General features: G+C 63.0%; 24 protein-coding genes and 1 pseudogene. 20 read left to right on the forward strand and 5 right to left on the reverse strand.

The window, feature by feature from the left end; translation table 11 throughout:
* Positions 1-223 precede the first annotated feature (223 nt).
* Positions 224-451 carry a transcriptional regulator domain-containing protein gene (locus tag U9J33_RS08195; protein ID WP_324698911.1) on the forward strand — a complete coding sequence of 76 codons (228 nt, stop codon included), beginning with the start codon at positions 224-226 and terminating at the stop codon, positions 449-451.
* Between the two features lie 94 nt (positions 452-545).
* Positions 546-989, forward strand: coding sequence for a DNA -binding domain-containing protein (locus tag U9J33_RS08200; RefSeq protein WP_324698912.1), 444 nt, complete (start codon positions 546-548; stop codon positions 987-989).
* Between the two features lie 33 nt (positions 990-1,022).
* Here the strand turns inward: U9J33_RS08200 and U9J33_RS08205 are convergent, their stop codons facing one another.
* Both U9J33_RS08205 and U9J33_RS08210 read right to left on the reverse strand, forming a co-directional pair.
* Positions 1,023-1,616 (reverse strand): MucR family transcriptional regulator, encoded by a 594-nt coding sequence (locus U9J33_RS08205; RefSeq protein WP_324698913.1) that lies wholly within the window; start codon positions 1,614-1,616, stop codon positions 1,023-1,025.
* Between the two features lie 187 nt (positions 1,617-1,803).
* Entirely contained in the window at positions 1,804-2,121 is a 318-nt protein-coding gene (locus U9J33_RS08210) for a hypothetical protein (protein WP_324698914.1), read from the reverse strand.
* A gap of 319 nt (positions 2,122-2,440) precedes the next feature.
* On the opposite strand from U9J33_RS08210, the gene U9J33_RS08215 reads away from it, so the two are divergent.
* Entirely contained in the window at positions 2,441-2,686 is a 246-nt protein-coding gene (locus U9J33_RS08215; RefSeq protein WP_324698915.1) for a hypothetical protein, read from the forward strand.
* A gap of 80 nt (positions 2,687-2,766) precedes the next feature.
* Here the strand turns inward: U9J33_RS08215 and U9J33_RS08220 are convergent, their stop codons facing one another.
* Positions 2,767-3,045: a DUF1971 domain-containing protein gene (locus tag U9J33_RS08220; protein ID WP_324698916.1), complete on the reverse strand. Its 279-nt coding sequence runs from the start codon at positions 3,043-3,045 to the stop codon at positions 2,767-2,769.
* A gap of 272 nt (positions 3,046-3,317) precedes the next feature.
* Between U9J33_RS08220 and U9J33_RS08225 the strand changes: the two genes are divergently transcribed.
* The 5 genes and pseudogenes from U9J33_RS08225 to U9J33_RS08245 all read left to right on the forward strand — a co-directional run bounded on the left by U9J33_RS08225 (position 3,318) and on the right by U9J33_RS08245 (position 8,604).
* Positions 3,318-3,719 (forward strand): DUF7079 family protein, encoded by a 402-nt coding sequence (locus U9J33_RS08225; protein WP_324698917.1) that lies wholly within the window; start codon positions 3,318-3,320, stop codon positions 3,717-3,719.
* Between the two features lie 781 nt (positions 3,720-4,500).
* Positions 4,501-5,373 (forward strand): annotated as a pseudogene (locus tag U9J33_RS08230) (ArdC family protein); the annotation flags it as partial.
* Positions 5,374-5,534: 161 nt separating this feature from the next.
* Entirely contained in the window at positions 5,535-5,939 is a 405-nt protein-coding gene (locus tag U9J33_RS08235; RefSeq protein ID WP_324698918.1) for a DUF2958 domain-containing protein, read from the forward strand.
* Between the two features lie 340 nt (positions 5,940-6,279).
* Positions 6,280-8,214 (forward strand): ParB/RepB/Spo0J family partition protein, encoded by a 1,935-nt coding sequence (locus U9J33_RS08240; protein WP_324698919.1) that lies wholly within the window; start codon positions 6,280-6,282, stop codon positions 8,212-8,214.
* A 180-nt stretch (positions 8,215-8,394) separates the two neighbouring features.
* Positions 8,395-8,604 carry a hypothetical protein gene (locus tag U9J33_RS08245; RefSeq protein ID WP_324698920.1) on the forward strand — a complete coding sequence of 70 codons (210 nt, stop codon included), beginning with the start codon at positions 8,395-8,397 and terminating at the stop codon, positions 8,602-8,604.
* A gap of 417 nt (positions 8,605-9,021) precedes the next feature.
* Here U9J33_RS08245 and U9J33_RS08250 read toward each other — a convergent pair whose 3' ends face one another.
* A complete protein-coding gene (locus U9J33_RS08250; protein ID WP_324698921.1) occupies positions 9,022-9,252 on the reverse strand; it encodes a hypothetical protein in 231 nt (76 codons plus the stop codon).
* Between the two features lie 227 nt (positions 9,253-9,479).
* Here U9J33_RS08250 and U9J33_RS08255 point away from each other — a divergent pair, with 227 nt between their 5' ends.
* The 8 genes from U9J33_RS08255 to rlxS all read left to right on the forward strand — a co-directional run bounded on the left by U9J33_RS08255 (position 9,480) and on the right by rlxS (position 15,910).
* Positions 9,480-9,746 (forward strand): hypothetical protein, encoded by a 267-nt coding sequence (locus tag U9J33_RS08255; protein WP_324698922.1) that lies wholly within the window; start codon positions 9,480-9,482, stop codon positions 9,744-9,746.
* A 462-nt stretch (positions 9,747-10,208) separates the two neighbouring features.
* Positions 10,209-10,529: a DUF736 domain-containing protein gene (locus U9J33_RS08260; RefSeq protein ID WP_324698923.1), complete on the forward strand. Its 321-nt coding sequence runs from the start codon at positions 10,209-10,211 to the stop codon at positions 10,527-10,529.
* A gap of 98 nt (positions 10,530-10,627) precedes the next feature.
* A complete protein-coding gene (locus tag U9J33_RS08265) occupies positions 10,628-11,527 on the forward strand; it encodes a HEPN domain-containing protein (RefSeq protein ID WP_324698924.1) in 900 nt (299 codons plus the stop codon).
* A 209-nt stretch (positions 11,528-11,736) separates the two neighbouring features.
* A complete protein-coding gene (locus U9J33_RS08270) occupies positions 11,737-11,967 on the forward strand; it encodes a helix-turn-helix domain-containing protein (protein WP_324698925.1) in 231 nt (76 codons plus the stop codon).
* Positions 11,964-12,548 carry a S26 family signal peptidase gene (locus tag U9J33_RS08275; RefSeq protein WP_324698926.1) on the forward strand — a complete coding sequence of 195 codons (585 nt, stop codon included), beginning with the start codon at positions 11,964-11,966 and terminating at the stop codon, positions 12,546-12,548. The genes U9J33_RS08270 and U9J33_RS08275 overlap by 4 nt, the downstream gene beginning before the upstream one ends.
* Positions 12,536-13,135 carry a lytic transglycosylase domain-containing protein gene (locus U9J33_RS08280; protein ID WP_324698927.1) on the forward strand — a complete coding sequence of 200 codons (600 nt, stop codon included), beginning with the start codon at positions 12,536-12,538 and terminating at the stop codon, positions 13,133-13,135. Before U9J33_RS08275 ends, U9J33_RS08280 begins: the two co-directional genes overlap by 13 nt.
* Positions 13,136-13,366: 231 nt before the next feature.
* A complete protein-coding gene (locus tag U9J33_RS08285) occupies positions 13,367-13,729 on the forward strand; it encodes a hypothetical protein (protein WP_324698928.1) in 363 nt (120 codons plus the stop codon).
* A 210-nt stretch (positions 13,730-13,939) separates the two neighbouring features.
* On the forward strand, positions 13,940-15,910 hold the full coding sequence (rlxS, locus tag U9J33_RS08290; RefSeq protein ID WP_324698929.1) for a relaxase/mobilization nuclease RlxS: 1,971 nt from the start codon (positions 13,940-13,942) through the stop codon (positions 15,908-15,910).
* A gap of 65 nt (positions 15,911-15,975) precedes the next feature.
* Here the strand turns inward: rlxS and U9J33_RS08295 are convergent, their stop codons facing one another.
* Positions 15,976-16,590, reverse strand: coding sequence for an SOS response-associated peptidase (locus tag U9J33_RS08295; protein WP_324698930.1), 615 nt, complete (start codon positions 16,588-16,590; stop codon positions 15,976-15,978).
* Positions 16,591-16,888: 298 nt separating this feature from the next.
* Here U9J33_RS08295 and U9J33_RS08300 point away from each other — a divergent pair, with 298 nt between their 5' ends.
* The 4 genes from U9J33_RS08300 (at position 16,889) to trbB (ending at position 22,517) form a co-directional block, all read left to right on the forward strand.
* Entirely contained in the window at positions 16,889-17,650 is a 762-nt protein-coding gene (locus U9J33_RS08300; RefSeq protein WP_324698931.1) for a damage-inducible protein, read from the forward strand.
* A 1,425-nt stretch (positions 17,651-19,075) separates the two neighbouring features.
* Positions 19,076-21,124 (forward strand): conjugal transfer protein TraG, encoded by a 2,049-nt coding sequence (locus tag U9J33_RS08305; RefSeq protein ID WP_324698932.1) that lies wholly within the window; start codon positions 19,076-19,078, stop codon positions 21,122-21,124.
* On the forward strand, positions 21,121-21,519 hold the full coding sequence (locus U9J33_RS08310; protein WP_324698933.1) for a CopG family transcriptional regulator: 399 nt from the start codon (positions 21,121-21,123) through the stop codon (positions 21,517-21,519). Before U9J33_RS08305 ends, U9J33_RS08310 begins: the two co-directional genes overlap by 4 nt.
* Complete coding sequence (gene trbB / locus U9J33_RS08315; RefSeq protein WP_324698934.1) at positions 21,516-22,517, forward strand: P-type conjugative transfer ATPase TrbB; 1,002 nt, start codon at positions 21,516-21,518, stop codon at positions 22,515-22,517. Before U9J33_RS08310 ends, trbB begins: the two co-directional genes overlap by 4 nt.
* The last annotated feature ends 39 nt before the right edge of the window (positions 22,518-22,556 follow it).

The following is a 22,556-nucleotide window of genomic DNA, read 5'->3' on the forward strand; positions in this document are numbered from 1 at the left end:
ACCAACCCGTCACGGCGTTCCATGCCGCAGACTCGTTCCGGGCCGTCCTTCGTCACTTGGTGCATGCGCAATGCCGACTTTCATTCCGGCAGGGCGATGCGGTTTGGTCGCTAGTCTATTGTAATGCATTCATTTTAGCGCGCAATCGCCTAAATGTCATTAAAGTGTCATTTTTATTCCGCCGTATTGGCGGGGCTATATGAAACGGTCCCCGCCGCCCGGTATGGGCGAGTGGCGCGACGCAGCTTTCTACGAGGACTTACAAGGCATCGATCGTGCCGGGCTGATGTGGGAATGGCTGCGCCGCGATACCGATTACATCGAATGGTATCGGTGCGCGGGCCAAGCGACCAAGGGGCATGATGCGGAGGCCGCGCTGCGGTGGGGGCTCCACTTTCGCGGAAGATCCATGCACGCCGGCGCCGGCGGCGCGGCTCATCTGGCATGCTGAGATCGATCCTGGAACGCTCAGGGTTGCGGCCGTTCCGGCGCGGCGGGACGATCCCGAAGCATTCGATCCAGCGGCGCTCACGCGGTGGCTGACGGTGGTCCAGAGCAGAGATGGTTACGAGCATGCCGTGCTGAGCGACGGCACGCGCCGGATCCGGCTCGACGTCACTTCGGGAACGCTGCGCAGCGGGCCGGTCGTCCTGCGCTTCGAACTGGAGGGCATGGCATCGCTTGGAGCCAAACTCCTGCCGCTGCGCCGGTTGGAAGCGCTTTCCAGGGGCGGGAGGTTCGTCGTTGCGCTCTTTCCGGGAGATCCGAGGATGAAGCACTTGCTGGAGATCCTGCGTGTCCATGACGCGCTTCAGGGGCGGGCCAGTCAACGCGAGATTGCGCAGGTCGTTTTCGGGTTCGTGGCCCACGAGAGTGGCGGGGAGGGTGCCGCCGATGCAGTTCGCTCCCGCGTCAGGCGCCGAATTCGCCTCGCCCGTCAGTTTGCGCGAGGGACCTATCGCCAATTGTTGAATGGCGGAGACCGGTAGGCCTCCGCCATTCTCCTTCGGTCGCCGAGCCGATCAGCCAGCCTTGGTTTTGCGCTTGCTCGGGGTCTTGCCCGTGCTTTTGCCAGTGCTCTTGGTCCCCGCTGCGCGCTTGGCCTTGGGGGCTGCAGGCACTTCATCCCCCTGCGCGCCGATCGGATCGGAAGCCTTCGCCGAGGCGGGCTTGCCGGCAGCGGGTTTTGCTTGAGCAGGCACCGGTGCCTTCTTCTTGCGGCCGCCCTTGCTGCCAAGGCCAATCTCGATGGCCAGTGCTGCTCGTTTTGCCGCGTAGTCCGCCGATATCATCGGATAGTCGGCAGGCAGTTTCCAGCGAGCCCGGTATTCTTCGGGAGTAAGATTGTGCTGGGCGGTGAGGTGACGTTTCAGCGTCTTCTGCTTCGCGCCGCACTCAAGACAAGCGATCGCGTCGGCCTTGACCGAAGCGCGGATCGAAACCGCAGGATTGCGCTTTTGCTGCGCCTCGGAAGGTTCCGGCTCTTTCCCAAGCGATGAAAGCGAACCGTAGACCGCTTCAATCAGCTGCGGAAGCGCATCGACGGAGACCGGGTTGTTGCCGGCATGCGCGGAAACGATGTCGGAAGTAAGTTGGAGAAGTTCTTCTTGGATCACTTTGCCCTGCTACCCTTATTGTGCCCGTGCAAACGTATGCAGTTTTTCTCTTGCGCGTGTAAAGTCCGTACAAACAACGTCTTCCCGTGAAATCGTAGCGTTCCATTGCGTGGGCGTTTGCAGTCGTGGCCACCTATTCTAGCCAAGCGAGCAGTTCAGTTTCGCAGCGTTCGACCGATTGGGTTATTTAGATTGGGCTGTGCGGGAGTAGCTTGGGATTGCCGGCTCCCCTGGGTCGCCGCCTGTCAGTCGCCTTCACGACGCGGTCACCGCCGCTGGCAAAGTAGAGTTCCCAGTACGCGACGCTCGCTGCAAACTCGCGCTCAAGCTGCTTCGCAAGACCCTTCTCCGCCTTGGCCGACCGCAGCATTAGGGGCCTGGTGATATGGTTCGCCGCGACGCTCGCGGCAGCCCGAATGAAATCGACCGGGTCGAGACGTTGGGGCGAGGTGGCTTCGCCGGTCGCCTGCGATGTCTCCTGCGATGATACGATGGGTATGAGCATAGCCGGTCTCCTTTCATCGGGGGGTTCGATGCCTCGATCATCCCACCAAAGTGCTTCTCAAAAAAGCTGACAAATGAAGCATTCCGGGCGGACACCCGTGTCCTCTTTCCGCGTGCTTTGGGCGGTCCGGAGGGCTCTTCGGGAGGTGTGGCAAACTCTGTTCCTAAGATGTCGGCAAGCTGTGGGCAGCGTGTGGATAACTGGTGCTCCTGGTCTGGAACTCGATTCGCCAACCGCCTAGAGCGCGCGGCCCTTCGGCATGGCGGGCGCTGTCAGCGCACCGCGCTTGTCGTCACACGCGCAATCCACGGAGTATCTGATGACCGGCGCCGAGCTTGCTGTTGCCCGCAAGAACCGCGGACTTTCCGAGACGGAACTCGGCAAGGCGATCGGCTACCGCGATCCGGCCCGGGCAGTGCGCCGTCTTGAATCGTCGTGCCGCGTGAATTCGCGGGCGCTGACGATGATCAAGGTCGTGTTCGGAACGGTCGATCACGATAACATCCGCGAACGGGGCACGCGCCGGCGCGCTGTGCATCCCGACCAGCTTTGCTTCGCCTTCTAGCGCGCGCGTTTTCTCCGCTTTGTTGCGGTGCTTGTGGGCGCCCGTAACGGTGACGGTGAAGGCGACGGCGACGCTGTCGGTCAGACTGTGAGTGGCGGCTCGCGGTAGAACTCGACCTGCATCTGCATCGGCCCGCCCACTTCCACGTGATGGACGTCTTCGGGGTTGATCTGTGCGGGATTGTTCGGCGTGACCTCACGCACCGCGTGCGGCGAGTGGAAAACCAGGTCCACGCTTCCCTGTAGCACGCGCAGAAGACCCCATACTCCGGCCTTGGTGCTGTGGGCTTTCCGGATGGCGTCGGGGAGGGTTTCGGCGTCGAATATCGGCGTCTTCTTGTACGGTTCCGGATCGCTCATAGCCGCTCCTGTCTGACAGTGCTGTCGATGCGAACGATGTCTGCCGCGACGTGCACGGTTCGTCCCAGAAGGTTAGGGACGGCGACGGCCGGGGGTCGTTAGGCCGTTCGCCGCTGCCGGGATCGGGTCGCACCTTCCGGCCCCCTTTTCCCTTCTGACGAAGGAGGCCACTATGAACGAGACGGGCCGCTGGGCAACCGTCAAATGGGATGATCGGCAAGTCGGTAGGCAGCGACCGTGGTAGCGGGGCTGAATGGCATGGATAGGCGGTGATGCGGGATAGTTGTTTCGATGACCGGCTCCCCGTGTGGACGGCGCTCAGCGGCCTGTTTCTCGATACCGAACTTTCGCTTTCCGACATCGTGCGGATCGCGGATGTACTGACAGCGTCACCCTATGACATCGATACGCTGGAACGCATTCTGCTCGGCGAACTCCTCCCTGTATTCGGCCCCAATCTCCTGTCCATCGCGGGGGAATGGCAGCCTTGGGACGAAATCGAGGTTGGCCGGATCATGAAGAAGGCTGCGGCGCGAGGGAAACTGAGGAGCCGGATCGCGATCCTGTTTGCCATGCCGGCGAAAAGGGCTGTCCTGTCCGAATGGAACCGCCTGTTACCGCTCCTGGAACGGGGTGCCGAAAAGTCTGGAAAGCTCGAAGCAGGGGGAGCGTGACCGCCTGACCGTGCGGCCACAGCTGGGCGTGCGCTCCGACGAAATTACGTCGGATAGTTCGGATTTCGGCCCTGAGCAGGACAACAGGTGCGCCTCGCGCCATCCGGCGCGATCGTGCTCCATGCCGCTCGCCAAGGGCTAATCGCCCTTAGCCGGTTCGAGCGGCACCGAGCCCCGTATTCGGGTCTCGTCCATGCCGGTTTCGATCACTGGCGCGGGTGGCGGGCGAGCACGCTCACCCGCATGTTGACGCGGGCGTCCTTTGGCCGTCCGCGATGCTATTTGTGAGCCTCTCCCGGGCAAAGCCGGGGGTGGGCTCGCCGCCCGTCTAGGCCCGCCGCCGGTGACTGCAAGCCGCATGAATGCGGCTCCTCCACTTCGTTACGGCCCTGACGGGTGCAGGCCCCGCCTGGAAGCGGGCCTTGTCGGTCGTCCTTGCCGCCCACCCCCGTCTTTCCGGGGAGGCCCATGGTGGGTTTTCGGGCGGGCTTGGAGGCACATCATGCGCAGCAATCGAGAGGTTTCGCGTGGGCGCGAGCCGCAGCTGGAAGGAAGTGAAAACGTAGGGCCCCAAAATGCAGGGGCCAAGATCACAGGCCCCCGAAACACAGACCCCCAGAACACAGGGGCCCAGAACACAGGGGCCCAGAACACAGGGGCCAGAAATGCAGGGCCCAGAAATGCAGGGGGCCAGAAAACAGGGGGCAAGGAGGCAGGCGATGGGGGCGCAGGACAGGAATCTGCGGGCAGGGCTTCGCTTTATGACGAGGTAACCGCCCGCATCATCGCTGAGCTTGAAGCGGGACGCATTCCATGGGTTCAGCCGTGGAGCAGCGAGGTCGCACGATTGGAGGGCGGCGGGGCTCCGGTCGCGGGCCTCCCCATCAACGCGCAGACCCGGCGGACCTATTCGGGGATTAACGTTCTCATTCTATGGGGTGCGGTGATTGCCAATGGCTGGGCGTCGCAAGGCTGGGTGACCTTCCGTCAGGCGCTGGCGGCTGGCGGGAACGTTCGCAAGGGCGAGCATGGGACGCAGGTTGTCTATGCCGACCGTTTCACACCCGAAGCCGAGAAGGAGCGGGCGCGCGAGAATGGCGGGGATGCCCGATCCTTTGCGTTCCTCAAGCGCTTCACCGTTTTCAACGTGGCGCAGTGCGAGGGCCTGCCCGACGATTTCGAGCCCGAGCCCATCGCGCTGCCTGAACGCGAGATCGTGCCGGTAGCCGAGGCGGTCATTGCCGCGAGCGGGATCGCGTTTCGGATCGGCGGGGACAAGGCGTTCTATGCGCCCGGGGCCGACTTCGTGCAGGTGCCGCCGCAGCCTGCCTTTCACGATCAGGTGAACTACTATCGCACCTGCCTTCACGAGCTTTGCCATGCAACCGGCCATGCCTCGCGACTCGGCAGAAATCTTAGCAATGGCTTCGGTTCCAAGGACTACGCCCGCGAAGAACTTGTGGCGGAAATGGGTTCTGCGTTTCTGTGCGCCTCGCTTGGAATCGTGCCTACCGTGCGCCATGCCGATTACATCGGCGCATGGCTGGAAGTGCTGCGCGAGGACAATCGCGCGATCTTCCGCGCAGCGAGCATGGCGAGCAAGGCCGCAGACTGGCTACTGGCACGGCATGCCGCCGCCGAGGCGGAAATGGCCGAGGATATCGCGCGGGAAATGGGCCTCGGATCATCTTCGGAACCCGATCCGGAATCGCCCGCCTTGCCAGATAGTGGCAGCCCGGAAGATGGCGGGAGGCTTAAAGAAAGCGTCAGGCCTGAAGAAGGCGGCAGGCCTGAGGAAACCGGGAGGATCGTGTCGTGACTCTCCTGTCCCGCTCCATCCGCTCGATGTTGAATGCCAATTTCGAGCATTGCATGGAAAACCCCAAGTTCGATCCGCTGCCGCTGGTCCGCCTGTTCAATCCGATGGGGCGTGCTGTCTGGCTGGTCACCGAGCTCTATGCCGATGACGATTCGCTATTCGGGCTGGCCGATCTTGGCTTTGGCAGTCCGGAACTCGGCATCTCCTCGCTTCGGGAAATCGAGGCGATCCGTCTGCCGATGGGGCTCACAATCGAGCGCGACATCGCGTTTTCGACCCGGCACCGGCTTTCTGTCTGGACCGAGGCGGCGCGGCTGGCGGGATCGATACCCGATGCGGCACTGCTGCTGGATCGTCTCTCCCGCGAAGACCCGGACGCCATTCGCCTGACGCGGCGATGAGAATCCAAGGCGCAAGGCAGGCGTTTTCCGCCAAGCCAATACAGGTCCATCGCTCCGCCAATCGCGATGGACCTGCCCCCGTCGATGCGACCCAAAGGTACCTCGCCATGAAACGCGATCTTGCTTTTTCGAGCAAGCGCTTTGTTCGCGCTTGCAGCACGGCTGATCGTGCTGCGGCAAACCCGACCTGACAGGAATTTCGCCCAGAGTACGGGCGAAGACGCTGGCGGCAATTGCCGCCGAACCGAGAGGGGCAGGCGGTTTCCTGCCCGCACATAAGCCGGTCCACCTTATCCCATCACGAACTCGGTGGACCGGCACTCACATCAGGAGCGCTACCATGAAACTCGAATTCATCGCCTTGAGCAACCTTGCCGTCAGCAAATCGAATATGCGTTATGCTCGAAAGGCCCCCGATATCTCGGACATTCTGCCGACCGTCCGGGCACGCGGGGTGATCCAGCCGGTTCTCGTGCGGCCATGCGGCGGAGCCCAAGAAGGTGGGGCTGACGAAAGCGCACCGCGTTACGAGATCGTTGCCGGATGCCGCCGCTTTCATGCGGCGCTAGCCGTCGCTGCCGAGCGGCTGGCCGCGTGCACCGAGGCAGGCGAGCCCGATCCCGAGGCGGCCATGCTGCCGTGTGCCATTCTGGACGACGCCGACGATGCCAGCGCCATCGAAGCCTCGCTGATCGAGAACATCGCCCGGCTCGAACCGGACGAGGTTTCGCGCTGGACCTGTTTTACCCGGCTGGTGAAGGAGGGACGCTCGGTGGAAGATATCGGCCTGACCTTCGGCCTGCCGGACCTCGCCGTGAAGCGCATCCTGGCCCTTGGCAATCTCCTGCCGCGCATCCGCGAACTCTACCGTGCCGAGGAAATCGACGCGGCTACCGTCCGCCACCTGACCCTTGCATCCAAGAGCCAGCAGAAGGCGTGGCTTGGCCTCATGGACGATCCCGATGCCTACGCGCCGCGCGGGCATCAGCTCAAATCGTTTCTATTCGGCGGGCAGTCAGTACCGACCGGTCACGCCCTGTTCGATGTCGAGGCGAGCGGCCTTGTGACGGTCGCGGACCTGTTCGGAGAGCAAGCCTATTTCGTGGATGGGCAGGCGTTCTGGACGGCCCAGAACGCGGCCATCGATGCGAAGCGGGCCGAGTTCCTCGAGGCGGGTTGGGCGGACGCGGTCATCCTCCCTCCCGAAACCCATTTTCATTCGTGGGAGCATGAGAAGACCGCCAAGCGCAAGGGCGGGCGGGTCTATCTCGACGTGCGCGGCAATGGTGAAGTCGTGATCCACGAGGGCTACCTATCCGGCAAGGAGGCGGCGCGGCTCGCCAAGGCGGAAGCGGCTGGAGAAGGGGCGTCGTTTTCGGTGAACGCGGACCGGCCCGAACTGACTTCGGTGACCCAGACCTATATCGATCTGCACCGTCACGCCGCAGTTCGCGCCGCCATGATCGATCGGCCCGCTATCGCGCTGCGGCTCATGGTCGCGCATGCCATTGCCGGTTCGTCCCTCTGGCGGATCGTGCCTGAGCCCCAGACTGCCAAGAGCGATGCCGTCAAGGCCAGCGTCCATGACAGCTGGGCCGAGGCCGTGTTTGACGAGCGGCGGCGCGCGGTTCTGGCGCTGCTGGAGCTGCCCGACGACGAACCCGCCTTGATCGGTGGGAACGGCTACGGGATGCGCGGGTCAGGCCGGGAGCTGTGCCGATTGTTCGCCCGACTCGTCGAACTTCCCGATACCACGGTGATGGAGGTGCTGACCCTCGTCATGGGCGAAGGGCTGGCGGCGGGAAGTGCTGCGGTTGAAGTCGTCGGCACCGAAATCGGCGTGGACATGGCCAAGTGGTGGGAGGCGGACGATGCCTTCCTCGATACGCTGCGCGACCGCGAAGTCCTGCTCGCGATGGTGTGCGAGGTGGCCGGAAAACTCGTCGCGGAGGCCAACGCGGGCGAGAAGGCGAAGACCTTGCGGACGATAATCCGCAGCCATCTTGCAGGGGCTGACGGCCGAACCAAGCGCGAGGGTTGGGTTCCGCGCTGGATGGCATTCCCGCCTTCCGCTTACACGCAGCGCGGCGGCGTCGGGACGGTGGCGGCGCACGCGCGGGCGTTTGCCAGCCCCGAGAGCGAGGACGACGAGCCGCAGCAGGCCGAAGGCTGTGATGGCGAGGGCGGCGAATCGGCTGAAGGTGGCTTGAGGCCGGACCCTGATTGCGAGGCCGCAGCGGAGCCGGACGGCGAGGGCGATAGGCTGGCGGCCTGAAAAGTTCGACCGGGGGCGGATATTCCGCCTCCGGTCGATCTACCTGCTGGGACTGGAAAAATCTGCGGCGGGGCCGCGCCTTGAAAGGCGCGGCCCCGCCGCTAACACTAAAAGTTCATTGCCTGCCGCTGCCCGACACGCCACCGCATTCCTGGATGCGGCATCACGAGGGACAGGGCCATGACCGAACTTCAAGCCATCGAAAAGCTCGTCTCCCGGCTCTCACCCGAGCCGGTCTGCGACGACTGCATCACCCAGACGCTGGGTCTTTCGCCGCTCGAAAACGCCGACCATGCGGCGCGCGAGCTGGCTGGTTCGAATGGTTTCGAACGCCGGAAAGACACATGCAGTCTGTGTGGGGAAATCCGCCTCGTCACAAAGCGTCATTGAAGCGCCGTCACAGGACCGCTTTCACGATGGAGTGCGTTTCCTAAGCCCTAGTCTAAGCCAGGCCGGGACCGTTTCCGAGTTCGTCCCGATGCCAGCGCGTCCGGCTTGCCCGGCGGATCGCCGCCCGGCAATTCTCGCACCGCCCGACATAGCATAAGCCGTCCCAGAACTCTTTGCCCTGCTCAGGGCGATGCCGGTCGAACCGGCAGCGCAGGGCCCGGAGAATGATGGATATCATATATGGGTTTTCCTTCGATCTGCGTCGCGTCCCGCGCCGCTTATCGAGAGGATCGCCCATGAACGCTTGCTGTCATGCAGCGCCTGCGCGGGCCGGCGATACACTATCGCGGTCTGCGAAAATGTCGCAGCCGGCGTGGGGCCTGGGTAGCAGTCTGTCCGGAGAGACGGTCCGGCTCGCTAGTTGCGTGTCGGCGCCGTCCGGCCATCGGCTGCGGCCTTCACCGAGACGGCCCAGGCCCTGAGGTAATGACCGCGCGTCTGGTACTGATCGCCCGCCTTGAGGTGGACCATCGCGGCATGCCCAAGCGACTGGGACACTTCGGTCGCGGTGCAGACGCCCTTTTCCTCGAGTAGCCCGGCTATCGCGGCGAGCGCGCTGCCGAAAGCGAACACGGCATCCTCATCCATTGGCCTCTCCTGGTCGTGCTGTGGTCCAGAGAATTCTGCCTTTTGTGGGCTTGCAAAGCCAGTCCCTGCGGCGCGCAGGTTTCGACTTGCCGCAAGCCTCATATCATGTGTGTGCCGCTGCCGATCAAAGACATTGCGCGCTAATGCTTATGGGCAGAAGCGTGGGTTCACCCGGGCCGAAGTTGAAACAGCTGGCGAGAAATTCTGCGCCGGGTACACTCCCGCCCATGGACGAAATGGAAGACATGGACAGCGAGGAGGAAGCCGCGATCCTTCGCGCCATCCAGATCGCGACCGCGCCTGACGACGCGGCTTACTTTCAACGTGCGCGCGATCTGATCGAGGAACTCGGAGAGGGCGTCGGCCCGTATCTCGAAACCCAGCTCGAACTGGCGCGAGTTCGCAATCAACACGACAAGGTGCAGGAATGGTTCCGCATTCGCAATTGCGCCGGAATGATCGTGAATAATGGCCATTCCATCACGCGGCAGTAACCGAATCAGCCTCTGCGGGCGCCGGTCGGTAAGCCGCTCGGTTGGGGCGTCCCTCGCGAAACGCGACTGAAGCTACCACGGTTAGGATGAGGGTATCGGTAGGTTGGTCTTGGGGACAACCATCCGGCGGCGTCAGTTAGTGGTAGCTTTCCCGGAAACGCGGTTTTGCAGGGTGAGAACCCGCTTGGGGGAGCATTGTCTCCGCAGTAGGACGCCAAGCCAATTCCGGCTCCCGGCCACCGACCTGGAACGGTCGCACCTCTTCGAAACCATCGCCGATCGGCATATTTCCCCGCCCGCCAGAGCGGGCTCCTCGCGGCCGCTTCGCTCTCAAATATGACCGACGCCTCCGGTCCTTCGCCAAGGCTTCGGCCTGTCGGTTCGAAGGGGTGCTGTAACCGTCCTTGAAGTTCGGGCCATCGCCCGGAAATGGTTCGGGCGAACCGTTCAAGGAGACGAGAAATGCCCGCAATCGGATATGTCACCCGCGAAGGCCGCAGCTTCAAGGGCCAGCTTCGCACCCTCTCAATCCGCGCCGAAATCGAGATCGCGCCCAACCCCCGCAAGACGTCCGACACCCATCCGGATTACCGGGTCACCTCCAGCGGCGTCGAGGTCGGCGCAGGCTGGCTCCGTCGCAGCGAAGCGTCCGGCAACGATTACGTGTCACTCACTCTCGCGGCCCCAGAATTCGGACCCCGGCGCCTCTATGCGAACCTGGGCCGCGCCGCCGGCCAGGACGACGAGGACAGCTTCGCTATCATCTGGAATCCCGCCGACTGACTGCTCATCCCCGCGCCGGAGACGGCGCGGGGATTTCTTCCGCTCAGGAACAATGCGGGTGTTGTTCTCTTCCCGAACTCGTCTAGAATCAGGTGATTATGAAGATCGATCTTGAACATCTGCCTGACAGGAAGCGCCGCGACCTTTCGCATGCGATGAAGATCATCTTCACCGAATTCGACGATGTTCTCGCGCTTGCGACCCAGGGCTGGAAGAAGCAGGGCCGGATCCTGAAAGTGATCCTCTACGGATCCTATGCACGCGGCGATTGGGTCGACGACAACATCAATGGCTACAAGTCGGATTACGATTTACTCGTTGTCGTCAGCGACGAAAGACTTGCCGACGAGATCGAATACTGGGGCAGGGCCAAGGACACGCTCATGCGCGAGTACGCCATATTCGAGCGTCTGTCGGCCCCCGCAAATATTGTCGTTCATTCGCTGGACGACGTGAACTACCAGCTCTCGCGGGGGCGCCCATTCTTCGTCGATCTGCTGCGAGATGGCATCATGCTCTATGAGCTCGGTGCAACACCGTTCCAGACGCCGAAGCTGCTCAGTAGCGAGGAACTTCGCGCTGAAACGCAGCATCATTATGATCAATGGTTCAACAGCGCGAGCGACTTCCTGGATGTGGCAAAGTTGGCAATTGCTGCTGGGAAGAGCAATAACGCAGCGTTCCAGCTGCATCAGGCGACTGAGCACTTCTATCACACCGTTTTGCTTGTGCAGACGCTCTACAGCCCGCGCTCGCATAACCTCAATTTCCTGCGCGGTCGGGCGGAGGATATCGCGCGCGATCTGATCCCGATCTGGCCGCGCGATGCCAAGTTCACGCGGCGCTGTTTCGAGCTTCTGCACCAAGCCTACATCAAGGCTCGTTACTCGCCTCATTACACGATCCGCGACATCGAACTGGAATGGATCGTTGAGCGCGTCGAATTGCTACAGGCCGAAGTGCAGGCGCTGGCCGAGAAGCGCATCTCCAACATCTGAGGCAAATTCCGGCCGTTGATCAGGCATTTTGCGGCTGAGCTTCGGAAACTCTTGGGTCGTGATCCGCGCGCATCATTTCCGCGCAATCTGGGATGGGGTCGAATATCGCCACCCCCCGTTTTCGACCCTGCCGCGAGAGCTTTTTTCCGTACAGATGAGGTGTCCATGCGGCGACATAGGGTCGTCCGCAGTCAGGGAGGCACCCCGGCATGGACAAGTCTCACGACATCGAACGGGCCCAGCGGGCCAAGCATGGTTCGCCCTACCTGAACCCGGTTCAGGCCGCCGATTATCTGAAACTCACGCCTCGGGTTCTGCGCCGGATGCGGCAGTCCGGGAAAGGTCCCAACTACCGCCGACACGGCAAGTACCTGCAATATCACATCGATGACCTGGACATCTGGAGCGAGGAAAACCTCGGCCGGAAGGTGGGCCGATGAGCGCCCTCAGGACCTCGCGCGGCGACGCGCCGCTGCACGCCTGGGGCGCAGCATTGCGCAAAGCCCGGTTGCATTGCCGGCGCATCCGGCGCGCGGCGATTTCGATCGGCATTCTGGTCAGCGCAGTGGGCTGGACCGTCGGCTTCCAGCCGGCCCCGCGGCTGGTCTGGAATGCCAGTGCGAGCGCGCCGATCGGACTCTATTCCGTCTCCCCTGGCACGGTGGTTGCGACCGGCGATATGGTGATAGCCACGCTGCCGGAACCATCGCGCGCTTTCGCAGCGACCAGACGGTATCTGCCCTCCAATGTTCCACTGGTGAAGCGTGTCGCGGCTGGCCCCGGGGATGAAGTCTGCGCCATCGGAGCTCGCATATTCGTGGAAGGCATGCCCGTTGCGAGCCGCCGTCAAAGGGATGGCCATGGCAGGTTGATGCCCTGGTGGGAGGGATGTCGGCGCCTGCGGGGTGGACAGTTCTTCTTGCTGATGAAGGGCTCGCCCGACTCGTTCGACGGCCGTTATTTCGGTGTCACTGCCGGCTCGGAGATTGTTGGCCCAGCGAGGCTTCTATGGGCGCGGTGAGGGGACTTATCGCCGTCATTGCGCTCATCGCAGCGCCGGCCACTGCCGCCGATGAAGTTGCACGCTGGGATCCGCTCATAGCCGAGGCGTCGCAGCGCTTCGGCGTGCCGACCAGTTGGATTTCGCGAGTGATGCATGCCGAAAGTCGGGGGCGCGCGCAGATCGATGGACGTCCGATCCGCAGTCCAAAAGGCGCTATGGGGCTCATGCAACTGATGCCTGGAACTTGGACCGAAATACGCGCACGGCTCGGTCTCGGCGGCAATCCCGACGATCCTCGGGACAACATCCTGGCCGGTACGTTCTATCTGCGTCAGCTCTACGATCGCTACGGTTATCCAGGGCTTTTTGCAGCCTATAACGCGGGGCCCGGGCGATACGAAAAGTATCTCTCAGGCACGCCGCTGCCGGCCGAGACCGTCGGATATCTTGCAGCAGTAGGGAACGGTGGAGGTGCAGTCGGAAGGTCTGCATCGCCCCCGTTGTTCGTCGCCCGGCCGGACGTCGTGATGTCGGATACGCCTTCGAAGGGCAGCGGGGTTGCGGTCGTCGATCCGTTGTTCGCGGTTCGTCACGATGCTCATTGAGAGGTGGTGCCCAGACGAGAGGTTTAATGCTCGTCTGAGAATTCCAAGTGTGACGGGCGCCGACCGGTCTATCAAGGCCCGCGGGTACCCCCCAATTTGCTGCGCAAATCGGTTCCCCCCACGTCCGCTTCGCGGCGCAGGGCTGAAGCCCTGCGGCCCTGACAGACCGCCCGCCGCCCGTCTTCGAGGGGCAGTTCTCATCGTCGGGAACGGTCACTTGAGGAGCTTCACATGCAGATCGATCGCACCATCGCCGGCACGCATAGCGGCGTCTTTGCAAGTCTCGTTCACGGGCTCGAGATCGAGTTCGGAGAGGGTGCGGGCCAAGCGCTTGCGCAGCGGTTTATCGAGGCCGAGGAAAGTGACTTCCTCTGGGATGCACGCGTCTCCGAGCGTTGGCTCGGAGGCTACGAATGCCTCGATGCCGACGAAGGGATCGAGTTGGACCGGGTCGCTGTCGTCGGTCGGCTGGGGCGTCGTTGGTTCGCTGCCACGGTCATCGTCAATGGCGACGGCGAGGTGGTTGGTCTCATCGCACGCCGCGACTTTGCGAGGCGCAGAGCCGCAGAACAGGCCTATGCCCGGGCGCACTGACGCTCGGATACTCTGGGGGCGGCGTCCGTTCGGCGCTGCCCCCTGGATTTTGCGGATTGAAAGGCTGGTGGAGGGGCAAGGGCGCGGAGAACAAGATAGAAGCAGTGCCTCGCGGCCCTGCAATTTCCGGGTCTGCACAACATGTTACCGCGAGCCTCTGGCGTCATTCGCGGGCCTTTTGCGAGGCCCTCATTTTGATGGGAGACGCTGATGCCGGACGATGAGGATTTCGAGCCTCGCCTCGGTCGGCAGGGAAGGGCCGGGCGAAACAGGCCCCAGCGCTATGCGGCGCGCATTGCTGTAGCGGCAGGGCTGAACGCGAAGCGTTCGCTGGGGCGGCCGGGCCGGTTCGATGGAAGCCGGATCGGACGGGGTGCGGCGGTCGGGCGTCTGCTGTCCACCCGCAAGGACATTTCCGGTCTGCGTAGTCGGCGCGTTGTCGTGAAAACGCGCCTGGCAAAGCTTGGCGGAAAGGGCTTCGCCGCTGCGCGCGCGCACCTTCATTACATCCAGCGTGACGGCGTCACTAGGGAGGGCAAGCCGGGTGTCCTTTACGGGCCCGCCGAGGACAGAGTTTCGGGCGGTGATTTTCTCGAGGGCAGCAAGGACGATCGCCATCAATTCCGCTTCATCGTCTCGGCCGAAGACGGGGACCGTTACGGTGATCTCAAGCCCTATGTTCGAGGCCTGATGAAGCAGGTCGAGCAAGACCTGGGGACCAAGCTTGATTGGGTCGCCGTCGACCACTTCAATACCGGCCATCCGCATAGCCACATCGTGCTGCGTGGCATCGACGAGCAGGGCAAGGATCTGGTGATCGCGCGCGAGTACATCTCGCACGGCCTTCGGGAGCGCGCGGCGGAGATCATGACTCGCGATCTAGGACCGCGAACAGATCTCGAGATTGAAGAGCGGCTTCGGCACGACGTCACCCAGGAAAGGCTGACGGTCATTGACCGTCGCTTGCTTGCGCGAATTGGGCCGGATCGGATCGTCGCACCGCAGCGGGAGGACGGATTTTTCCAGTCGCTCGAGACGGGACGCCTCAGTGTCCTCGGCAAGATGGGATTGGCGGAGGAGGTCGGTGAGGGTTCCTGGCGGCTGGCGGAAGGGATGGAAGACAGTCTCAGGGGCCTGGGTGAACGCGGCGATATCATCCGGCTCATGCAGCGCGAATTGACGCGGGCGCGCATCGACAGGCGGGATCATCAAATACATACGCCCGCCTCGGGTCCGCTGATTGGGCAGGTAGTTCAGCGGGGACTCTCCGATGAGCATCGGGATCGCCACTACCTGCTGGTCGATGGCACGGACGGGCGATCGCATTATGTTGAGATCGGCAACGCCACATCGGTCGAGCCGTTTCCGGCTGGAGCAACCGTCAGGGTGACGGCGAGACCGGCCCGGGTGCGGGAAATGGATCGCACCATTTTCGCGGTCGCACAGGCCAACGCTGGGCGGTACTCCTCGGCCATCCATCGCGCTCAGGATCCGTCAGTTTCTGCCGAGTACGCGGACGGCCACTTGCGCCGTCTCGAGGCGATGCGCCGGTCAGGTATCGAGTTGACGCGTGAGGTCGATGGAACCTGGTCGATTGGACCGGATCACCTCGCTCTCGTTGAGCAGTACGAGGCGCGGCGGCATCGGGCCCGTCCTGTCGATGTCGAGGTCTTGGCTTCTGGCGGACCAGAGCACCTGGCCTCCGTCGAGGGCGCATCGTGGCTGGATCGGGAATTGGCCGGCCCCGCGGGCAGGGATATGCGCGATTCCGGTTTCGGGCGCGAGGTTCGCGAGGCTTTGAACGCGCGGCGACAATGGCTGATCGAACAGGGGTTTGTGGAAGAGCGGGTAGTGCAGGGAGGGCGGGGGCGTATCGATCGCGGCGTGCTGGCGGTCCTGCAGCGACGCGAGCTCTTGCTGATTTCGGAAGGTCTCGCCGATGAACTCGGCAAGACGTTTGCCGAAGCGAAGACCGGGCAAAGGATCGAGGGCAAACTGACCCGGCGGATCGATGCCGTTTCCGGGCGTTTTGCACTCCTCGAAAAAAGCCGGGAATTCACACTCGTCCCGTGGCGCCCGGTCATGGAAAAGCAGGTCGGGAAACAGGCCGGTGGCATCATGCGCGAGAGCGGCATCAATTGGGAGTTTGGGCGAGGGCGGTCCGGTCCGGGGATATCCTGATTGTAGAGCAGGTCCAGAGGTCGGCCCAACCCCGCTGCCTGTCAGCTCATGCCGATTGGGCTCACCTAGAGAAGAGGCCCCGGCAGCTGCCCCTTGGGCTTATACCAAGGGACATCGGTTCGATCGACGATCAGCGGGCCCTCCCAGGTCCGGCAGAGGGCGAATGCTTCCTCGGGCGTACCGGAGGTCCATTGATCCCAGTCCTCGCGTCTGAGGATGGTCGGCATGCGGTCATGAACGTCGGACATCTGCTCGCAGCCGTTGACCATGACCATCGAGTAGGAATTGCCCCATTCTATGGTCGACCGCCAGATGCCTCCCACGGCAAACGCATCGTGGTCTGGAAGCGAGTACCATGTTCGCGTCATCTTGCGCTCTTCGCCTTCTGCTTCTGCCCAGGCGCTGACCGGGATAAGGCAGCGCCGCTCACGGAAGCTTTCGGCCCACATGGGGTTCCCGCGGATCTGGTCCGCGCGGGCATTGTTGACTTTGGTGGGCTTGAGGAGATTTCCGGTTTTCTTGCTCACGTTCTTTCGAGGGAAGCCCCAGGCCATGGCCTGGAGGCTCCCATCCGCGACCACAAGTCCAGGATAGCCGGGGTAGACTTCTGCGGCATAGTTGGCGCCGGGCGCGGGCTGAACGTCGAAGAGCTTGGCAACGGCGTCGGCGGGCGTCGTCAATCGATACAGATTGCAGATGGTGCCATTCCTTTCCCGTTGTCCAGCGCCGAACGTAAGCGATCAGGAAGTTGCGGCCAAGAGCGACGCCAGTTGGCGATTCGCGGTCTGCCCGATTGATGCCGTCGTTCAGAGGAGCGCGGGCACGTCGCAGCCGCCGGTTTCCAACGGGAAAAGTCCCAGCAATTCCTTGGTTTGAAGAGAGCCGCAGGGCAGGGGATTACCGAGGGCATTGACTCCACCTCGATAAAGAACAAAATGGGAACATAATTTCCATCTCAGAGCCGACAGGAGGCCCTTCATGACGGAGCGAGGGTCGCCCTCACGTATCGATGCCTTACGCGCGCGGATCGCCGAGATCGAGGGCGGGGACAGGCGCGCCCGCGACGTGCTTCCGTTCGGCCTCGAGGCAATCGATGCTAAGCTGCCGGGTGGCGGGCTCGCGCTTGGCTCGCTGCATGAAGTGGCGGGCGGAGCGCAAGGCGTAACCGATGGGGCTGCTGCTGCGCTGTTCGCCGCGGGCGTCATGGCACGCACCGAAGGGAAAATACTCTGGTGCATGACGAAGGCCGATCTTTTCGCGCCGGCGATTGCTCAGGCAGGGCTTGATCCCGACCGAGTGATCTATCTCGAAGCGCAGGACGAAACGTCGCTGCTGGCCTGTTTTGAGGAGGGCCTACGGCATGGGGGATTAGGCGGCGTCGTTGCCGAGGTATCACGTCTTTCGATGTCGGTATCTCGCTGCTTGCTGCTCGCCGCCGAAAACAGCGGTTCGATCGGCATAGCGCTGCGCCGCTGGCGCAGGCGCGAGGACGCTTCCGACTTTGGCCAACCGACTGCGGCGGCAACGCGCTGGCGGGTGACGGCTGTGCCGTCCGAAACCTTGCCGGTCCCCGGCGTTGGGCGGCCGCGCTGGTTCGTCGAGCTCATTCGGTGCCGGGCTGGCGAGAGCGCCGATTTCCTTCTGGAATCCTGCGATGCGACAGGTCGTCTCGCTCTTCCTGCCAACCTGGCCGATCGACCGGCTGCGGCGCAGGCTTGGGCGACAAGCACCGCCGCCTGACGCCGCGTTCGTCCTGGCAGGTCTGGAAGGTCGCCGCCGTGCCTTGACGGCAGTGAGCGACCCAGCGCGCGATCTGGGACTTCGTACAGGGATGGCGGTGACCCAGGCTCATCCGTGACGAGATTGGTCGCTAGTTCATGATAGAGTGCGCTACCCGGGCTGGCGATCAGACGGGACAGGAGCCGTTCGCTGAAATCGGCAGCCCCGTAGACTTGGTGCCTGATGAGAGCGACGCCAAAATAGGGCCGGCGTTCGGTGACATAGTCGAGCAGTTTCGATGAGTTGAACAGCATCTGGAGCATGTCGCTTGCCGCAGATTCGGCGCGCTGATAATGTGGCACAATGCGCGCGAGCAGACGGATTGGCCGCGCGGCCCAGGCCGGCCAAGACTCTCCCGCAAATCGCCGATCGCCCGGCCTGCGCGCCAACGCGGCCCATGAATTCGGGTCAGTGGGTCCGAATTCCTCGAACCAATCATGCAACCTTTGCTGCCAGCAGCGCCTCCGGCTTGCTCGCGCCAGCAGATCTATCCTTGGCTCCAGTAGCTTGAGCGCATCCCCGAATTGCTCTTCGTCGAGAAGATCTTGGGCGAGCTGTGTGAACGTGGGAACGCTCCCAAGGGACGGGCGCGAACGATTGTGAATCACCACTGCAAGAACCAGCCACGCGAACGCAACCAGGAATGCGACCTTGCGCGACACACTGATCTCGCCTTCCGGGAGAACAAGCCATCGACAGCCGCCGCCGAACACAGATGGGCAAGTGGGCGGCCGTACCTCATAGAGTTCCAGAGCAAGAATGAAAGTGACCGCCACGATCCCTAGCAGCGCCTGGCTCTTCCATGCGAGCCCGAGCCGTAGGCGCTGGACCGCAGGCAGCACAGCATAGATTGCCGCCAAAAGCGCTAGCACCGTCAAAAAACCGTCCAACGTCATCCGATCGCCCACCCCCTCGGTGCCACTTCATTTCGCGTTGATAGCTTTTGACCGCCACCGCCGCCCAATCAAGTGGGAGCCGGATCGATTTGGGATTTCGAACATCCCTGTTGCGATGGTCAACGTTCATCACCGCATGTCGCCCCTGAATGTCCAAATCCTCAGATTTTCACCCCGAAACCGATAGCCGGGAATGCCCCAACCCCCGACATAGCCACGCTGTGACATCTAACATCGACGTCGAACCGCAATTTCGTAGCCCTCCAAGCACTTGTTTGACAGTCCGCAGCAGACCTTGCTGCCGGTGACTACGACTCGCTAGACGAAGAGCTGATGCCGAAGTGAAATCGACCGGAATCGAATGGGCAAGAGGCTGAATGTGCCCCTGAAGGGGCGCTAAGGGGCACTATCGGTACCTGTTTCGTGGTCGCGAAATCCGGGACTCTTCTGTGGCTTCGAAGGATCATCCTTCGGTGCGCCGGAGTGCTCCATGACCCCGACCCGACTGCTAATCGATCAGATCCTGCTCGTCCTGGCGATCGTCGTCGCCGGCGTCTGGTTCTCAACGCAATGGGCCGCGGCCGAACTCGCCTATCAGACTGAACTAGGCACAGCCTGGTTCTGGATTGGCGATCTTCCCGTATTTCGTCCTTGGTCGATCTTCGTCTGGTGGTACCACTTTGATGCTTATGCGCCGACCATCTTCGATGAAGCAGGGGCCATTGCCGCGGCCAGCGGGCTTGTTGGCTGTGGCGTTGCCATCGCCGGTTCAGTCTTGCGGGCGCGGCAGGGCAAGAATGTCACGACTTACGGCTCGGCGCGCTGGGCAAATGCGCGCGACATCCGCAAAGCTGGCTTGCTGGCTTCCCAAGGTGTTTTTCTCGGTCATGTTGACGGGAATTACCTGCGCCATGACGGTCCGGAGCATGTCATGGCCTTTGCGCCGACCCGTTCAGGCAAGGGCGTTGGGCTTGTCGTGCCGACGCTTTTCGCGTGGACCGGCTCTGCCATCATTCACGACATCAAGGGCGAAAACTGGCAACTGACCGCCGGCTGGCGGTCGCGTTTCTCGCATTGCCTGCTGTTCAACCCGACCGATCCGCGCTCGACGCGATACAATCCCCTTCTGGAAGTGCGCCGCGGCATTCACGAAGTGCGCGACGTTCAGAACATCGCCGATATCCTCGTTGATCCCGAAGGAGCGCTGGAACGCCGGAGCCACTGGGAAAAGACCAGTCACTCCCTGCTCGTGGGCGCCATTCTCCATGTGCTCTATGCCGAGGAGGAAAAGACCCTCGCGCGTGTTGCGACGTTCCTTTCGGATCCTTCGCGCAGCTTCGCCAATACCCTGCATGTCATGATGGCGACGAACCATCTGGGTTCCAAGGAAGCGCCGCGGGTTCATCCAGTCGTTGCTTCAGCTGCTCGCGAGGTCCTCAACAAGTCGGTAAACGAGCGCTCAGGCGTCCTTTCGACCGCAATGTCGTTCCTGGGGCTCTATCGCGATCCCACGGTTTCGGCGGTGACGGCAGTGTCCGACTGGCGCATTGCGGACCTTGTCCGCGGCAAGCACCCGCTTTCGCTCTATCTGGTCATTCCGCCCTCGGACATCAGTCGCACCAAACCGCTCATTCGCCTGATCCTCAACCAGATCGGTCGCCGCCTGACTGAGGAGTTGCCAAGCCAGCCGGTCGCGGGTCAGCGTTCGACCAAGCCGTCGCGTCACCAAATCCTGATGATGCTCGACGAGTTCCCGGCTCTCGGCCGCCTCGACTTCTTCGAGACCAGCCTTGCCTTCCTTGCGGGCTACGGAGTCCGCGCCTTCCTTATCGCGCAGAGCCTAAACCAGATCGAGAAAGCCTACGGCGAATTCAACTCGATCCTCGACAATTGCCATGTTCGGGTAGCCTTCGCGACCAACGACGAACGCACGGCCAAGCGGATTTCCGATGCCCTGGGCACTGCGACCGAACAGCGTGCCATGCGCAACTATGCCGGGCATCGACTCGCGCCGTGGCTCGCCCATGTTATGGTGAGCCGCCAGGAGACGGCCCGCGCGCTGCTGACGCCGGGCGAAGTCATGCAGCTGGAGCCGAGCGAGGAGCTGGTGCTCGTCTCCGGCACCCGCCCAATCCGCGCCTCCAAGCTGCGCTACTACAGCGATCCGACATTTGCCGGCTGTGTACATACTCCCCCGCAGTCAGGTGAGGACGGATATCGGGATGTGCCACCGGCGAGCCCCAACGATTGGTCCGGCTCCATTCGCGCGGTCGATGATCGCCTGGCAGAAATGGTGGGCGAGGGGAATGAAGACGATGACGGCCTCGATCAGGCCCGTCAGCCTGAAGCAGCCGGGCCGCCTGTCTCCGTCGATGAGCCTGCAACAGCTGACGCCCTGGGGCTACCCGATGATATCGATGATCTCGCTGCCGAGAAGCGCGCCCTCGACCGACTAGCCCAACAGCGACTGGTTCGCGCGACCTATGCGCTCAATGCCGGCGAACGCGCCGACCAGCTTCAATTGGGGCTCGGAGAATGAGCAGGAAGGTCCGACATCAGGTTTTCCTGACACAGCCCGTCAGCGACAGGCTCGCCAATCTCGCGGCAGGGAAGGGGGTCAGCAAGTCCGATCTTCTTGCTACGGCGTTTGTCGCCTGGCTCGATCGGGCTGCGTATTCCGAACTGGACGTGATTTTCGGCCGCAGGCTCGACGCAATGACGCACAAGCTCGATAGGCTGGTCCGCGAAAGCACAATCGAACTCGAGACCCTGGCTCTCTTCATTCGCTACGTTCTCACGGTGAGCCCGCCGCTTGCCGAAGACGATCAAGCGGGGCGGGCTGCCGGGAGCCTGCGTTTCGAGGCATTCCTGTCCCAGGTTGCCCGGCAGGTGGCGCTTGGAAAACGCACACTTGGTGATGAGGTCGGGCGATGAGCGGCGATGCAACCGCCGCGCGCCGGCGCGCAATGCTGCGTACCGCCATGGGCCCGGCAATCGAGGCGGCGCTCGGCGATCCGCGCGTCATCGAGATCATGGTCAATCCTGATGGCGCGCTGAGGGTCGATGTGCTCGGCGAGGGCAGGGTGGATACCGACGTGCGCATTGCGTCCGAGCAGGTCGAACGCATCATCCGCCTGGTCGCCAGCCACGCCCGCGCGGAAGTCCACGCCGACAGCCCGATTGTATCGGCCGAGCTACCCCCGCACGGCGATTGCGCCGGCGAGCGTTTCGAAGGCGTATTGCCGCCGGTCTCGCTGGCGCCGTGCTTCTCCATCCGCAAACCCGCCGCGCGCATCCACACGCTAACCGACTACGTCGCGGATGGGATCATGACGTCGGACGCAGCAGAAACTCTGCGTGCCGCCGTACTGGATCGCCGGAACGTGCTGGTCGTCGGCGGCACCAGTTCCGGCAAGACGACGCTTGCCAATGCGCTGCTGGCCGAGATGGCCGCGCTCGATGAGCGCGTGGTGCTGATCGAGGACACGCGAGAGCTGCAATGCCCGGCGCCCGACACGGTCGCGTTGCGTACTCGCCAGGGCGTCGCGACGATCGCCGACCTCGTTCGCTCGACCCTGCGGCTGCGCCCCGATCGCATTATCGTTGGCGAAGTGCGCGGACCTGAAGCGCTCGACATGCTCAAGGCCTGGAACACCGGTCATCCGGGCGGGATCGCAACGATCCATGCCAATGGCGCGTCCGCCGCGCTGCACCGGCTTGAAGGGCTGGTGCAGGAGGCGGTCGTCACGGTGCCACGCCATCTCATTGCCGAAGCCATCGACCTCGTCGTCGTCATCTCGGGGCGGGGCCTTGCCCGCCGGATCTCGGCCATTGCCAGCCTCGACGGCTTCGATGCGGTTAGCGGCGAGTACCGCCTGCACGAGCTGTGCTTCCCAACCACCCGCTTCCCTTCCAGCAGCAAAGGAGAATGACCCCATGAAGACGTCACGACTTGGCCGTTTTGGCCTGGG

Origin of the sequence: Novosphingobium sp. RL4, assembly GCF_035658495.1 — a bacterium.
In the GTDB taxonomy this organism is placed as follows: domain Bacteria; phylum Pseudomonadota; class Alphaproteobacteria; order Sphingomonadales; family Sphingomonadaceae; genus Novosphingobium.